The organism is Lysinibacillus sp. UGB7 (genome assembly GCF_049058285.1).
Lineage (GTDB): Bacteria > Bacillota > Bacilli > Bacillales_A > Planococcaceae > Lysinibacillus > Lysinibacillus sphaericus_B.
The window spans coordinates 1-14,939 of sequence record NZ_JBMGUV010000002.1 but is presented as its reverse complement, the minus strand read 5'-3'; the positions used below and the strand labels follow the sequence as shown (position 1 = coordinate 14,939).

12 protein-coding genes are annotated in these 14,939 nt (G+C 36.1%); 4 read left to right on the top strand and 8 right to left on the bottom strand.

All coding sequences use genetic code 11. From position 1 onward, the window contains the following. Positions 1 to 11: 11 nt before the first annotated feature. On the bottom strand, positions 12 to 1,682 hold the full coding sequence (locus ACOMCU_RS02360; protein WP_421049367.1) for a GspE/PulE family protein: 1,671 nt from the start codon (positions 1,680 to 1,682) through the stop codon (positions 12 to 14). Between the two features lie 18 nt (positions 1,683 to 1,700). Next, positions 1,701 to 3,026, bottom strand: coding sequence for a VanW family protein (locus ACOMCU_RS02355; protein WP_421049366.1), 1,326 nt, complete (start codon positions 3,024 to 3,026; stop codon positions 1,701 to 1,703). A 350-nt stretch (positions 3,027 to 3,376) separates the two neighbouring features. On the opposite strand from ACOMCU_RS02355, the gene ACOMCU_RS02350 reads away from it, so the two are divergent. Genes ACOMCU_RS02350 through ACOMCU_RS02340 form a run of 3 tightly spaced genes read left to right on the top strand, consistent with a single transcriptional unit; the run spans position 3,377 to position 5,818 of the window. Beyond that, positions 3,377 to 3,829 (top strand): prepilin-type N-terminal cleavage/methylation domain-containing protein, encoded by a 453-nt coding sequence (locus tag ACOMCU_RS02350; protein WP_155242380.1) that lies wholly within the window; start codon positions 3,377 to 3,379, stop codon positions 3,827 to 3,829. A gap of 10 nt (positions 3,830 to 3,839) precedes the next feature. Then, complete coding sequence (locus tag ACOMCU_RS02345; protein ID WP_010858598.1) at positions 3,840 to 4,274, top strand: PilW family protein; 435 nt, start codon at positions 3,840 to 3,842, stop codon at positions 4,272 to 4,274. Next, positions 4,274 to 5,818, top strand: coding sequence for a DUF7305 domain-containing protein (locus ACOMCU_RS02340; protein WP_421049365.1), 1,545 nt, complete (start codon positions 4,274 to 4,276; stop codon positions 5,816 to 5,818). Before ACOMCU_RS02345 ends, ACOMCU_RS02340 begins: the two co-directional genes overlap by 1 nt. A gap of 57 nt (positions 5,819 to 5,875) precedes the next feature. Here ACOMCU_RS02340 and ACOMCU_RS02335 read toward each other — a convergent pair whose 3' ends face one another. The 3 genes from ACOMCU_RS02335 to ACOMCU_RS02325 all read right to left on the bottom strand — a co-directional run bounded on the left by ACOMCU_RS02335 (position 5,876) and on the right by ACOMCU_RS02325 (position 9,396). Then, positions 5,876 to 7,963, bottom strand: coding sequence for a DUF2339 domain-containing protein (locus ACOMCU_RS02335; RefSeq protein WP_421049364.1), 2,088 nt, complete (start codon positions 7,961 to 7,963; stop codon positions 5,876 to 5,878). Positions 7,964 to 8,070: 107 nt separating this feature from the next. Continuing rightward, the gene (locus tag ACOMCU_RS02330; RefSeq protein WP_010858595.1) at positions 8,071 to 8,322 is read right to left on the bottom strand and encodes a phage holin; all 252 of its coding nucleotides are present in this window, start codon (positions 8,320 to 8,322) and stop codon (positions 8,071 to 8,073) included. A gap of 633 nt (positions 8,323 to 8,955) precedes the next feature. Then, positions 8,956 to 9,396, bottom strand: a complete 441-nt coding sequence (locus tag ACOMCU_RS02325) for a cell wall hydrolase (protein ID WP_219361112.1) — start codon at positions 9,394 to 9,396, stop codon at positions 8,956 to 8,958. Positions 9,397 to 9,845: 449 nt separating this feature from the next. Here ACOMCU_RS02325 and ACOMCU_RS02320 point away from each other — a divergent pair, with 449 nt between their 5' ends. After that, entirely contained in the window at positions 9,846 to 10,292 is a 447-nt protein-coding gene (locus ACOMCU_RS02320; protein ID WP_010858593.1) for a helix-turn-helix domain-containing protein, read from the top strand. A 374-nt stretch (positions 10,293 to 10,666) separates the two neighbouring features. Here ACOMCU_RS02320 and ACOMCU_RS02315 read toward each other — a convergent pair whose 3' ends face one another. The 3 genes from ACOMCU_RS02315 to ACOMCU_RS02305 all read right to left on the bottom strand — a co-directional run bounded on the left by ACOMCU_RS02315 (position 10,667) and on the right by ACOMCU_RS02305 (position 14,231). Further along, positions 10,667 to 11,032: a hypothetical protein gene (locus ACOMCU_RS02315; protein WP_010858592.1), complete on the bottom strand. Its 366-nt coding sequence runs from the start codon at positions 11,030 to 11,032 to the stop codon at positions 10,667 to 10,669. A 504-nt stretch (positions 11,033 to 11,536) separates the two neighbouring features. Beyond that, on the bottom strand, positions 11,537 to 13,558 hold the full coding sequence (locus tag ACOMCU_RS02310; protein ID WP_421049363.1) for a histidine kinase dimerization/phospho-acceptor domain-containing protein: 2,022 nt from the start codon (positions 13,556 to 13,558) through the stop codon (positions 11,537 to 11,539). Further along, the gene (locus ACOMCU_RS02305; protein WP_010858590.1) at positions 13,545 to 14,231 is read right to left on the bottom strand and encodes a response regulator transcription factor; all 687 of its coding nucleotides are present in this window, start codon (positions 14,229 to 14,231) and stop codon (positions 13,545 to 13,547) included. The genes ACOMCU_RS02310 and ACOMCU_RS02305 overlap by 14 nt, the downstream gene beginning before the upstream one ends. Positions 14,232 to 14,939: the final 708 nt, after the last annotated feature.

The window sequence follows — 14,939 nt, the reverse complement described above, 5'->3', positions numbered from 1 at the left end:
CATGTCACATCCTAGTCTGCGCTTGCTACGCGTAATATTTCTGATGTGGTCGTTTGGCCAGCTACGACCTTTAATAGCCCATCCACTAAAAGCGTATGATAACCTTTTTGCTTCATGTAGTCCCGTAAAACACTATCTCCCATACGACTTAAAATCATGTCTTTTAATGTCCGATCAACAGGTAAAATTTCATGAATTGCCATACGTCCTCGGAAACCTGTCTGATTGCAAGCTGGACAGCCACGGCCTTTCTTGCCATGTGTTACCCCTTCGATTCCATTTTCCTCAAGTATTTCGAGTTCACGTGAAGTAAATGCATACGTTTCCACACAATCTCGACATACCTTTCGTACTAACCGTTGCGCCATAATTCCTACAAGCGAAGAGGACAGAAGAAATGGTTCAATCCCCATATCATGTAATCGTGAAATGGATTCCACTGCGCTATTTGTATGCAAAGTGCTTAACACTAAATGGCCTGTTAGTGAAGCACGGATGGAGATTTGTGCTGTTTCAAGATCACGTATTTCACCGACCATGACGATATCTGGATCCTGACGTAAAATGGATCGTAAACCAGCCGCAAATGTTAAACCTACCTCTTCTTTAACCTGTATCTGATTAATGCCATCTAACTGATACTCAACTGGGTCCTCTACCGTAATAATATTGACGCCCTCTTGATTTAAATAACTCAGTGCAGCGTATAAAGTGGAGGATTTCCCCGACCCAGTCGGACCTGTAATCAGCATAATGCCGTTTGGATGAGCAATCATTTTTCGGAAAAGTGCTTCATTACTTTTACTAAAACCTAATTTGTCAATGTCATTTGCCGCATTCGTTAAATCTAAAATACGCATGACGACTTTTTCACCGTAAACAGTGGGTAGCGTAGATAGTCGTATATCGACTGGTCTGAAATTCACATTGGTTTTAATACGACCATCCTGTGGAATACGATTTTCAGTAATATTTAAATTGCCCATAATCTTAATACGTGCTAGTACAACATTTTGCATGTGCTTTGGCAATGAACGCTCAGTACGTAGCACCCCATCCACCCGATAGCGGACACGCAGTTCAGTTTCCTGTGGGTCAAAATGGATATCACTTGCACGCTGCGCCACACCATTCGCAATAATTTGGTTCACTAAACGGACAATCGGCGAATCTTCGTTCTCAATTTCTTCCTGCGTTTCTGTTCCTGAAGCGCCTAAGTCCTGTAGCGCCGCTTCCATTGATTCCTGCAAATCATAGTATTTCGTAATCGTACGATACAAATCGTCCTTGGCCGCAATACTCGTCTCTATTTGACAGCCAGTGGTCATGCGCACTTCTTCAATCGCAAAATAATCCATCGGGTCTGCCATAGCAATAAATAGTTTATTTTTTTCCTTACGAATAGGCATAATATTCGTTCGCTTCGCTAGCTCAACAGGAATTAACTGTAGCAACTCTGGGCTAATCGAAAATTGGTTTAAGCTAATATGCGGAATGCCCAGCTGAAATTCTAGTACTTCAATGAGCTGCTGTTCCGTTAAGAAATTTTCTTTAATAAGAAAATCACCGAGTTTTTCCTCTTTCGTTTTCGTCGTTAACGCATAGTTCAGCTGCTCTGCTGTAATGACACCCGATTCTACAAGTAAATCCCCTAAACGTTTACGTCCCGCCTTTACAGCCATTTACTTACCTCCCTTTTATCACGGACTCGTTTGCACAAAATTGCCACCCTTATCGTAATAACCATTAACAATTTCTGGACCGTCTACTTGCGTATCATGATTTGTCTTTGCCGAGCTTTCTGTATCGGACAAACCATTACCGTCTAAATCGATTTGTAAATCTGGATCTGCAGCGATATTTTGTGTCGGTGTAGTCACTGGAACTGGTTCCTTGGTCGATCGTGTAACAATCCGATTTTCAGGCGCATAATAATCTTTACTTACAAGCTGTTCATCCGTTGTACCATTCTCTACAACGGAACGGTAAACCTCAATTCGAAATCCCTCTTGACCTTCTTGCTCCACCCGCTCTTGGCCTACTTTTAAGTCATCCGAATAACGATAAACAATACGAGGTTTAACAATTTTATCTTTGCTAACACGTACGGTAATTTCTTTGTCCTTTGTCTGAGCAAACATTTCTATTTTTAGTTGATTGCCTTCAAGTGTTGTTTTCAATTTACTAGTATGTTTAGAACGGTTTATAAATTGCAAATCCTTGTTTAACGCAACATTGACATCGGCCTCAATACCCTCTTGCAAATAACTAGGCAATACCTGTTGTGAATGACGTTCAATTATTTCATAGTCCGTTTGAAGCACAACACTATAAAGCGTTGACGCTAGGAAGTTTAGAGCAGCTCCATTTACTGCACCTGTTTGTTCCCCTAACAAAGACAGAAAAGACACTGGTTTATCTGGTACTAAAACCACTTCTTCGATAGAGGCAATAATTTCACGTATCCCACGCACATCCGTAGGTATTTCAGCTACTTGAAAGCCAAGTCTTTCCTCTGCTTGCATCAATGTATCGTTGACGACCGCTTCGATCTCATGATTGCGCAAATAACTTGCCTGCGACGTAATCGTCTGAAGTGTTTTTTCTGATTCCCAAATGTCTACTGACTCAATTTGATGAATAATTGTCTCATTTATTGTGACGGGAATTGGGACATGCACTACTTTATCTTTCTGCCAAAACGCATACCATGGTTTTTTTGTCAGTAACTCATATTGTGAGATTGCTGCTGAAATATCAAAAGAAAGTTGATTGGTGTCTATCATTGTAGAAGTATTTCCGCCACTTACTACGACAGCTGTCGATTGCCATTGTGTAATTGCTGTCTGTAAGGTCGATTCTAACGTAGAAGCTTTTAAGCCCTCGATTTCAATACCACCAATCGAGGATCCCTTGCTATCTTCCTTGGCGAAAACCGTGCCATTTAACACAAAATTTGGCAGACAAACTGCTACTATTAACATTGCACCTATCAACAAGCATGCTATTTGTATGTATCGTTTCATAGCCTGCCTCCAATCTAGTTTTTTATCAAATTTACTGCATTGCATTTAATTAATACTAAATACTCATCTTTTTTAAAGGATACTACAAAATAATGGTTATGACACTACTATAAACCTATTTATTAATATTATTTTTAAAATTAACCGAAAAAATTCGAAAAATAGACTACTTTACAACTGAATAAATGATATATTATCGATATACACTCCTTTTTTACTAGTCTATAAGAATTACACTTTTTCACTATCAATATATTAAAAATCAATCGATATTGAAAAACCATTACTAACGCAATCAGTTAATCGGGAGAATTTATATCAACTCAATACATATGGAAAGGCTGATGTATTTGAAAAATATATTAAAAAATGAAAATGGCTTTTCTCTACTTGAAGTGGTCGCTTCACTTATATTAATCACAATTATCTTGCTTTCATTTTTCGGACTTTTTGTTCAGTCAAATAAAACTTCTAAAACCTCTAGTACGATTGTCGATTCCACTTATTTAGCACAAAATGAAATGGAGAACGTTTACAGAGAAATAAAAGGAAGCACAGAAGAACAGCTAGCTACAAAATTAAATTACATAAGTACAGGCTCACAGCAAACCTCTCTTTGCTATAACCCATCTGAAAATGACTATTCTACTGTGTGGTTTTTTGAAAAACAGCAAAACAATGTGCTCTACAAACTAACTATAAAACGTCGTTGTCAATTTGAATTATTAGATAACATTATTATCGAAGTATACGAAGATGAAGTGCTAAAAAGTAAGATGGAAAATATTTATAGTCGGAAGTGAGTTTAGAACAATGAAGATACTGAAGAATAATCGTGGCTTAACACTTGTTGAATTACTTGCTGTTATTGTGATTTTAGGCATCGTGTCTACTTTACTGATGAACATCCTTGTTTCTAGTTCCGAAACCAATAAAAAACAGCTTGCCAATAATCAACAACTCACGGAATTGTCCTACGTTTTAAAAATAATTACGAAGGATATGAGGAGAACAACAACTTTTGATACGACAGATTCAACCTTTAAAAATAATGACAATACAACACAGTACACTTATTTATTTGATATGGAAGCAAACACAGTTACCCGTAATGGAGAAATTATCGCTATAAACATTGATACATTTTCAATAATTCCTGTTACGAATTCAAAATCTATTAAATTTAATATTGAAAGTACTAATGGACACAAAATTACGACACAACTATCATTTAGGAGTGGTGATTGATGAACAAATGGCAAAAATTCCGCTTAAATGAAGATGGTTTTTCCTTCTTATTAGTTTTTTTAGCGATTATATTAGTTACCATATTAGGTTTAGGACTTCTTGTAATATCTTCAAATTCATTAAAAACCTCTACACACGAACGAGAAAATCAATCAATCTTTTATATCGCAGAAGCAGGTATTAATTACGAAAAAGCAAAATTATACGAAAAGGCAAATGATGCCTATCAATTAGCTAAAAAAGATTACAATAGCTTACCTGTCAATCAAAAAACAACAAGCAAATTTACGGCATTATATGAATCGCACATCCTAGCGCTTATGGAACCGCTTATACAAGCTGAACCTACGATAATTGATACTTTTGAAACACAATTAGGCAAACAACCAATCGCTGAAATTACTATAGATCAAGATCCCGATAACCATTTGCGTTTTTCCATTACATCAACTGGTTATTTTTCTGATACCCCCTCTCAAAATAGAGAAGTTATTCAAACAATTGATTTTGTATTAAAGGCTGAAACTACTAACAATAATACAGGCGATGGGAACGGGAATATCAACACAATTACGCCTGAATTCACAGTACAAACACAAGGAAACATAACTTTAACTGGAAGTGCGACGATTAAGGGGAATGTTGCGACAGATACTGGCATCATTTCAATAGATGGAGGTTCTTCAATTACAGGTACTGTTGGCGCATCTAGCGATAACTTTATATATCCTAGTTGGATGGGAAATCTAAAAGATAAGCTGACACAAAGCAGTAACTATCCAGGGGCAAGTATCCTTCCCCCGTTTCCTGACGAGAAGATGCAACAATTATCAACGTTACCTGTACCTGCCAATCAAGAGGTTGTCAAAGATCCCTACAATAAAATTCAAATCATAAATAATGGGGATTTTTTAGCAGATAACTGGATGACCAATAACTTTATATTACATTTAACTGATGATACACATTTTAAACAATTTAAAGTCGATCAAAACAATACTTTGACCATCAACGTGGGCAATACAGATAAAAATCTCTATATTGAAGATTTAAGTATTTTACAAGGTCATGTGAATATTATTGGCTCAGGAAGACTAAACATCTTTGTAAATAATAAATTTAATTTAAAGGGCTCCTTAAATAAGAATGGAAACGCCAATCAAGTTAACCTCTTTTACAATGGTTCTTCTGCCATTACAATTGGAGGCGAAACTCAAACGGCAGCTTCCCTTTACTCTAAACAAGCAGACCTTACGTTCACAGGTGGTATAGGTATAACCGGCAATATTTATACTGGTTCAGATAATGTGACATTTAACGGTGGTACGAATGCCAATGGTCAATATATTATTGCACCCAATGCAACTGTGACATTAGAAGGTGGGGCACACATCAAGGGAGCTATTCTTGCAGATAATTTAATAGCTAATGGTGGTACATCTGTAACATTTACCGAAAGTACTGTTACGCCTCCTTCATCAGGTTATCCAGAGTTTGGAGACCCAATATCATTAATTAAAGAAAATGAATTGTTAGAAAAATAATGGTAACACAATTTAATCGAAAAGAGATTCCCATCTACTAGCGGAATCTCTTTTCTGCTATTTCCGTAACAGTCGCCCCGACAACAGCATCCCTATGCCACCAATCGCTATAAACAATACGGCTCTTATCAGTAAATCTAGTGCGGACAAATCAAAGAATATGAGTTTGACAAAAGCAATTGCTAATACTGTAAAACCAGTAAGTCGCAGTATTCGTAAATGATGTACAGTGCTGAGCCAAAGTGACGTGCTGGCTGTGAGGAATAGTGTAATTGTCGATAACGCAATACCCAGCTTCCAATCGAGCAGATTGTTGTAACTTAGCTGATAAACAAAGCCCCAAGCCCCTAGCATGATGAGCACAACGCCAGTACTCACAATTACATCTAAAAATTTCTCCATGTGCTCTTGATATATTTGATAGATACGGCCCTTCATCAGCAAATCAACAACCATTGCCACAATGACGGCAATATAAATGAGCCTTGTCGCTATATTTAGCCATTCAACACCTTGCATATTGTATGGAACGATTGTAAGCATTAGTGTAAAGAAAAGGAAAAATGCCCCAAGTACGGGTGTTAATGCGCGTCCCTTGTATTTTACTGGCACTAAAAGTAATACGGTAAATACTATGGCAAGGAGTAAACATGTTAGATGTGGAATATTGTTAACACCTGCAAAATAGGCTGTATCAAGCTTGCTGATATATGCAAGGAAGTAGCCTGTCGTGATAACAGCTAGAAAGTCGAGTGCATACATATCCTTCATAAGTTTTTCAAATGCAGTCAGTTTCTTCTTTGGACGCAGCCCATACAGATAAATGATTAGCAGATAGATCCCCGGCATCAACAAGCTTATATGCGCCATGCTAAAAAATGGCGTCGGTTCATGAACGGTATAGCTTAGCAATAGCACAATAGTAAATAATAGCGAACTGACGACCTTCATCATACTGGCACGGAGTCGTAAGCTGACCATGACACCTGCAAAGGCCATGAACGGAAGAAGCAACTCATCCACTTTCTCTGGCATATTCATAACAAGTAGCGCATTACATAAAGTGATAAACGCGAGCGTTATGGCACTATCAAATGCCTCCTGCCATTTTTGCTTATAGCCATAACTCGCTACAGTTACAAACAAGCTGAATAATACAAGAAATAGTACCTCATTATAAACAACTGAACTAACAATTAAATTCATGAGTAATAAACTAAATGTCCCGAGGCTAAATTGTAATCCAACATGGATATGTTTCCATGTAGATTCAGGATTGTATAACTTGCACCAACTCATGAAATAGATTGCGAGTATAATGAGCATACCTAGCGCAAAAACAACTTGATTGTCACTGTTCATAAACGCTACAATGCTAACAGCTAGCACAGAGAAAAAGGTCGCTACATACAAAGCAACTTTCTGTTTATGCTGTAAAATGACGACTTGCAACACTGTAAATAGAACGATAACAAAGATAAAGATAATGATCGGGCTAAAATCCATATATTCTAACAAATAAGGCAGTAATAGTGACGTAAAGGCAACAAATGATGTCAGTACCTCATTTTTCTTTAAATAACTGATGGTTATACCGTAGCCGATGAATACAAAGGCAATGATAAGTGCTAATGTTAAACCCAGTACTTCGTATAAAATAGCACCAGCCGCTGTAGTTAAAATTCCAATAATAAATGCTCCACCGTATAAGGAAATCATGATTGCTGATGATCCGAGTTTTTTATTCTCCATTACATAAGCGATAACCACTAAGCAAATGGATAACATATAGGCGAGGATGATTTTTACCTCGTTCGACAAGTAGCCGTAATCACTCACGAGTTTTAGCCCCCACAGTACGCCCAACACTAAAATAACCATGAATACTTTCGGGAGCGCCCACACAATACGTTCCTCTAAAGAACGCTGGGGTTGCGCATTTTTTTCTTGAACTGGCATTGGTTTAGCTTTTTGTGTTGGTGCAGTTGTTAGTGTTGATGCAGTTTGCTTTACAATGGATTTTTCAGCACTTAGCGTACTTGTCTTTTCAAGGGACTGTAACCGCTTCAATGTATCCATCTCTTGCCGCAAATCCACAACCTCTTTTTCTAGTTTGGCGATTCGCTGCTCCAATTCTAGCGACATTCAATCATCCTCCCTGCTGTTTCAATTTTCTTACATTATAACACATACACCTTTATTGTAAAATTACACTTTTGGTTCCATTTAATTATTTTCATACTCTTTAGTCACTACCTCGGTTTTCGATACATGAGTGCACGTTCACTATCCCGGGTACCTTGTGTAGTAGGATCAACAATAACACCCATTAAAACGAAAATCGATAACCCTGTATTAATGATGGATGTTAACTGTTCGCTCATCACACCTGTTAATTCATAGCCAAAAAGAGCTGCCACTTGCTGTGCAAGTAATAGCAGTAAGGACAACAACGCCAATAAAAATGGTTTATGCATTAACCTTATTTTCCAGTTAATTCTCATAAATGCTCACCTCCCCCCTCCCTCACCACAGTATATGCCGGGTGTCACATAGTACATATGCAAAAATGGAGCTTCACGGTGATTTTACAAGCGTCAGTACAACCCTATTCGACTATATTTATAGCGAGCGGCGGTTTTCATGGTTTTATCAGCGGTTTTCTCTGTTTTACCAGCGATTTTCACTGGCCTAGCGGCGACTTTCACACTTTTAGAGAATAATTTATGAAAGAATCGTGGAGGAAACAATCTATGAACTATCAAGTAAATGATAAACTTCTAAAAATTCTGAGGCTACTGATACTGACTATTTCTATCTCTCTCATTTAGAATCAGCTGAGGAAATGATACAAGCTGTCGAAGAATACATTTATTTTTACAGCTATCCACGTTTTCAAACATAACTCAGCCACCTGGCTCCGATTGAATATCGACACCAGATGGCTGCATAGTTCTTTTTAAAGATCTTTAGGTATAGGTTTGAAGCTTTTTCAAACGATAACTGTTACATTACCTACAAGAGTTGACTCGAATGAATACGTAGTCGTCCAAACAGTACCTACAACTGAAAATGTTCTATTTGTATCATTAAAAAAGTTATATAAAACGCCAAATTAATAACAGCCCTTGGACAACCTAACCGTAATAAACACTTTCACATGTTCCCGCTGCTGGTTCATAATAACAATGATTTCTAAATTGACCAGCAAAAGGTTGATCGTACCACGTTGGAGGGCATGGAGCATATGGATTAAAATACCACAGAGCATATTTCCCTGGGTGTTCTCTCCAATAATCCAAATTCTGTTTTGCTAATCTTTTTTCAGTAGATCTCGCTCTTTGATAAAATAAATTACCCTTTTGAACAGCTTCAAAAGAGTAATTTCCTCCTTGTACCTGAAAAATGACTTGTTCAACGGTTCTTACATCTTGAAAGTCTAAACAATCTGCTACAACACGATTAACAATTACATTTCCAACATATAACATTCCTTGTTTTCCTTCACCTTCAGCTTCTGCTCTCATCATCCTTGCCATTAAGTCAATATCTGCTTCTCGGTATTTTACTCTTGGCATTTTTTCACCTCAAAATATAATATGAAAAAAAGCGAATAAGAATGAAAGTTATTCCATATTTAAAGAAAACTAAGAGCAGTATTTCTGTAATAACTGAAAGGAAATCTAGAGTTTGTGAATAATGTACTTAAGCTAACGGAGGCTTTACTTCAATAAGGAGTAGAGCCTTTTTTCTTCTTAGAACGGAGCAGGTTTCTACAATAAGCATAGATGGATTTTGTCAATTCTAACATGCCATGAAATAATAAAAAGGACTCATAATTAAGAAAACCCCATATAAGACACTGATAAGAGTATTTTTATAGCTATTGTTTTTTAATACTTTTTTCATTTACTTTATCGTTTAATCTATCGTATTCAAAGGGCAACTAACAGTTTACACCCTTGCAACTATGTGGTTCTTTAGTTTTTTAGTGCAAATAAATATACTAAGAATAGGAGTTGATCATATGTATTTTTCTACCAAAATAAAAGAAGAACGCCAAAAGCATAATATGTCACAACAACAGCTTGGAGAAAAACTTAATATTAGTAGACAATCTATTTCCAAATGGGAACGTGGAGAAAGTTACCCTAGTATTGAATTGCTAATTAAGATAAGTGACATTTTTGATATTACTCTTGACGAATTAGTAAAGGAGGATAATTCTTTGAAAGAGCAAATCATAAAAGATAGCCAAAAATTAGCCTATCCAAGGTGGAAATTGTTTTTTGATATTCTTCTAATAATTGGATTTTTTATCATACTTGCTAAGATATTCATTGTAATAGGCAATAAGTTATTTGATTTAAATATTGTGTTCTTACAAGATTCTCTGCTATTTCAAATTGGACCGTTTTTTATGTCTATCATTGGAGCGATTGGCAGCGAATCTCTAGCCAAAAAATACAAATAATCATTTTGGATTTAGATTTATACACTTATTATATAGGAAAGTCCCCTCAAACTATCTGAAGGGACTTTTTTTCAGTATATATCTTCTTAACAAAACTACTCCATTAGCTCAATAAGCGATTGCTCTAGTTGAACAAGCGCCCCCGTTAGCCATTCATATCGCGTAAAATCAACGCGACACCACAGAAAATAAAAGATTTTTACGTTCTTTCATGGGAGTTTAAGTGCAATACTTCACAAACTCAGTCGATTTTGCATACATAATTCCGTTCATTCATTACAAGAATGCTGCTCCATTTATTCCATAGCAAAATAAGCTTTCTAAATGGCAGCTAATCTTCTGCTATTGCAACCGTTACTCTATTTAGTTAGAAGTTATTTATTGGAAAGGTCGTCAACCGCTTGAATAGCTAGTTCCAACGCTTTAATTCTTCTTTCTAAAAGCGTTCTTTGGGGACTACCAGCCTTTGACTTAGCATAAATATTCTCAATTGATGGAAATAATCCAGTAAGGACATTACGTGCTTCTGCTAAATCTTCCTGGGTGTAATAATGGGGTCTTTGATTCCAAACGTTTTCTAGCATTGCTAAGCCGATGCAAACAGCTTTGAGTCGTTTCTTTACTAAAGTAGTATTTACGCCTTTCTGAGTCATCTGGGACAAGGCATTTTCAAGTTTATTGATTGTCGATTGTAAAGATTTTATTGATTCCAATTTATCTACATTTGATACGTTTTCCATAATAGTCCTGTCCTTTCTTCGTTTCTGAATTATTTTGCTTGATATTTGATAAAATCGTTAAAAACCTGATTTCACTCGCAATATTTTAACATAAATAACTAACTCTCTATGAGAGGAATTCTCAACAATCTGGCCCATTGTTGATCACAAGTTAAATAACACTCTTCTACTAAGCTGCTCCGTTAGCCCAAGAAGCGATTGCTCTAATTGAACAATCGCCCCCGTTAATTTAATTAAGTAATTCAATTTATAATGGAACATTAAGTGAGATTTTTTATAAAAACAAATAGCACCCTGTCCATTTCACATGAATAAGGTACCTTTAAAATTTGATTATAATTTTCTATCTGTACGTCGATACTTACCTTCAGTATTTTTAATTTTCTAGCATAAGCATGTTTTTCTAAACCTGAAGAACGTTGAAATTACATCTATCACTTTTATTAGCTACACCTATACACAGAAAAAGAATAGGACACTCATATATCCTATTCCTTTGCTATATTATTCATTTGGAAATTTCGGTAGATAAATCATCGCCTTAAATAAATCGCCATCTACTTGCACTAAGAACTTTCCATGCTGGAGGTGTATAAGGCTTTCAGCAATCGACAACCCTAATCCACTACCTTGACTTGTTCGAGATTCATCTCCGCGTTTAAAGCGTTCCATTAGCTCATCGACTGAAATATTTAATTCATAGGCTGAAATGTTTTTAAATGTCACGAGTATTTCATTGCCTAAATCTTCAACATTAATATATACCCTTGATGCAGGCTGTGCGTATTTAAAAATATTCGAGAATAGGTTTTCGACGGAGCGCCATAGTAGTTTACCATCAGCCTGCACATACACCTTTTCTGTTGGGTAGGCTAACTTAAAATCTAATGCTGACGCTTCAATTTTTTCACCCATTTCTCCTATCCCTTGCGTTAGTAATGATACGATGTCAATCCGTTCTAACTGAACAGGCATACTGCCACTTGACGCTTTCGCTGCTTCAAATAAATCATCCGTTAAAAACTTGAGTCTTTTCGATTTTTGATCTAACACGTCTATATATTCAGCAATTAGTTCAGGGTCGTTTTCTATTTTTAATAAATCGACATACGTAATGATTGACGTTAAAGGCGTTCTGATATCATGCGAAACATTCGTAATGAGCTCTGTTTTTAAACGCTCGCTCTTGATCTCACTATCCACCGACTCTTTTAACCCATCAGTAATACTGTTAATGTTCGCTGCAAGTTGGCTAAACTCGCCTTTTCCGTCTACTTCAATTCGATGATGAAGATCGCCATTCTTAATTTGCTCTACGCCCTCTTTAATGCGGTTAAACGACTTCACCTTTTTCATCGCAAACCAGGCAGCTAGACCTATGGTAATCGGGAACACGAAAAACGTTGCCGCAACTACGATTGGATAGCCAATGACAAGCAGTACGGTTTTCACACCTACACTGCCATTATCAAATACATTTTTCACCGCAAGACAAACCTTCTTGAGAATTTGATAGATGAGTGTATGCTGAAGCAATGATCTATTTTTGATATGCTTTACGAGCGATAAAATCATCAATAAGACAATGATAATAATAGGTACTGTGAGAAGCATGTACATTTCTTGCAACACTTCAACAATCATTGCTATCCACATCGCTGTTAAACTAACGACTATCACAATATTGAGATCATTATATAGTTTGTCAATGGCATGGAAATGAACTTCTTTATCTTTAAATGACGTTCTTCCAATAACAATGATTAAATAAACAAAAGATACAATAAACCCTGCTAGAAATACAATGAATTCATTAAGAAAATTTTTGGCAATCGCTTTGTTATTTTCCCATTCCTTCATTTTTTGTTCTAAGTAAGGTTTTTTAAACGCTACATAAAAGACGTCTGTTTGTGGATTCAACTCTTCAACATGGTGTGTAAAGTAATCCAAGTATCTGCTTTCTTTCACTTCATTTGGATAAAGCGTTTGTTGAAAATCCTCAAATAGCATATATGCACCAAATGATTCAAATTGCTCTTTCGTATTTAGTTCACTATTGGAGAATACATGTTCACCGTCACTCGCATAAAACACGATGCCTTCATATGCTTCTAGTGTGCTGCGTAACCGATGAAATTCTCTTACTTGTTCTCTCATGATTTCGTCTTTTTCACTATTTATTTCATCTGCATATTGTTCTTGATAGATGCGCTTATTTTCCTCTCTACTCAAATTCGGATTATAATTGTATGAATAACTGAAAATATCGTCTTCTGTTAATGTCTTGCCGCTTAAAATATGTTCTTCACTTTTGTAATTGCCGATTAATTGCGCCAAGGAGGAAATAAGGCTGTAACTTTCATCAGCGAATGCGCGGCTTTCAAAATAATTATCTTGATTTATACTACTTAGATGAACCTCATTCAATTCCATGTTGAAAATTGCCTTCGCTGTACCTGTTAAACAAACGACGGCAATCACAAACACAACTACTTTCGTAATGAGTGCATGACTAATATTTCTCAACTTTATACCCAACTCCCCATACAACTTTTAAATATTTCGGCTCTTTCGGATTAATTTCAATTTTTTCTCGAATCTTTCGAACATGAACCGAAACCGTATTTTCTGGATTAATGGCCTTTTCATTCCAGACCTTTTCATAAATCTCTTCAATTGTGAATACTCTCCCAGCATTTGCTGTGAGAAGCTTTAAAATTTTATACTGCACTGGTGTCAAATGAACCTCTTGTTTATCAATGGTAATGACTTTCTTTTCATCATCAATCATGAGCCCGCCCGTTTGCAATACATTGTTACTCACCTCAAGACTCCCAAATGTCGTATACCTTCTTAGCTGCGATTTCACTCGGGCCACAAGTTCTAATGGATTAAACGGCTTGGCCATATAATCATCTGCGCCGATATTTAATCCGAGTATTTTGTCATAATCCTCCGACTTAGCAGAAAGCATAATTAGCGGAATCATATGATCTTGCCGAATCTTCATCGTCGCCGTAATTCCATCCATTTTTGGCATCATAATATCCATAATAATGAGGTGAATCACGTGATCTCGAATAAGATCGATTGCTTCCATACCATTGTAAGCTTTGAATACTTGATATCCCTCATTTTCTAAATAAATGCTAATCGCCCTTACAATTTCTTTATCATCATCACAAATCAAAATGTTCAACTACATTCACTCCTCCATCTCTTTCGGCTCATGTGATCACCCCTATAGGATTCGTATAAGGATATAATACTAATTAAATCTTAACAAACCCACACACCAATTCTTAAGATTTTCTTAGTGTTTTCCTATGTACATTAATTATGCCGAACAGACGATTCTGTTTTTCCTGATTCAATTACACAAGTTCAATATAAAATCCTAGAAAATATTGCAATTAGCCAACCCGTAACACCCAATGAAATTAATGACTGTATTCAAATGTCTATGCCAAATACAAGTCGTGAACTTAGAAAATTATTAAAAAAATAAGTGATAGTAAAGATAAATGAAAACAATATATTTGTTTATCACAAGATGGGGAATTTTTAATGAACGAAGCTAAAGAATCATATTTTTAGAGCGGATCCAAAATGCTACAAAAGAAGATTTAGACGATATTGAACTTGCAATAGATAATCTTCAAACAAAATTACTTTTTCTATAAAGCTATTAAAATTAAAGGCATCCTCAGTTTCAAATTAGTTATTCACAACCGATTAACTTTAACTGAGGCACCCTTATTCCATGGGATTATCACTCAATGGAAAAATAAAAACTTCACTTACTTATGAAACGGTTCATCGAAGCTAATCTTAAATTGTATTACTTCTCTTCTCTTTGACCATCAATCTCTATAGTTAATAGATAAAACAAAGACCATATTCAACT

Excerpts from the sequence above, each read along its gene's own strand:
- ACOMCU_RS02325 (WP_219361112.1), bottom strand. The coding sequence starts at position 9,396 with ATGCCAAGAGTAAAATACCGAGAAGCAGATATTGACTTAATGGCAAGG.
- ACOMCU_RS02330 (WP_010858595.1), bottom strand. The coding sequence starts at position 8,322 with ATGAGAATTAACTGGAAAATAAGGTTAATGCATAAACCATTTTTATTG.
- ACOMCU_RS02345 (WP_010858598.1), top strand. The coding sequence starts at position 3,840 with ATGAAGATACTGAAGAATAATCGTGGCTTAACACTTGTTGAATTACTT.
- ACOMCU_RS02315 (WP_010858592.1), bottom strand. The coding sequence starts at position 11,032 with ATGGAAAACGTATCAAATGTAGATAAATTGGAATCAATAAAATCTTTA.
- ACOMCU_RS02335 (WP_421049364.1), bottom strand. The coding sequence starts at position 7,963 with ATGTCGCTAGAATTGGAGCAGCGAATCGCCAAACTAGAAAAAGAGGTT.
- ACOMCU_RS02360 (WP_421049367.1), bottom strand. The coding sequence starts at position 1,682 with ATGGCTGTAAAGGCGGGACGTAAACGTTTAGGGGATTTACTTGTAGAA.
- ACOMCU_RS02340 (WP_421049365.1), top strand. The coding sequence starts at position 4,274 with ATGAACAAATGGCAAAAATTCCGCTTAAATGAAGATGGTTTTTCCTTC.
- ACOMCU_RS02320 (WP_010858593.1), top strand. The coding sequence starts at position 9,846 with ATGTATTTTTCTACCAAAATAAAAGAAGAACGCCAAAAGCATAATATG.
- ACOMCU_RS02355 (WP_421049366.1), bottom strand. The coding sequence starts at position 3,026 with ATGAAACGATACATACAAATAGCATGCTTGTTGATAGGTGCAATGTTA.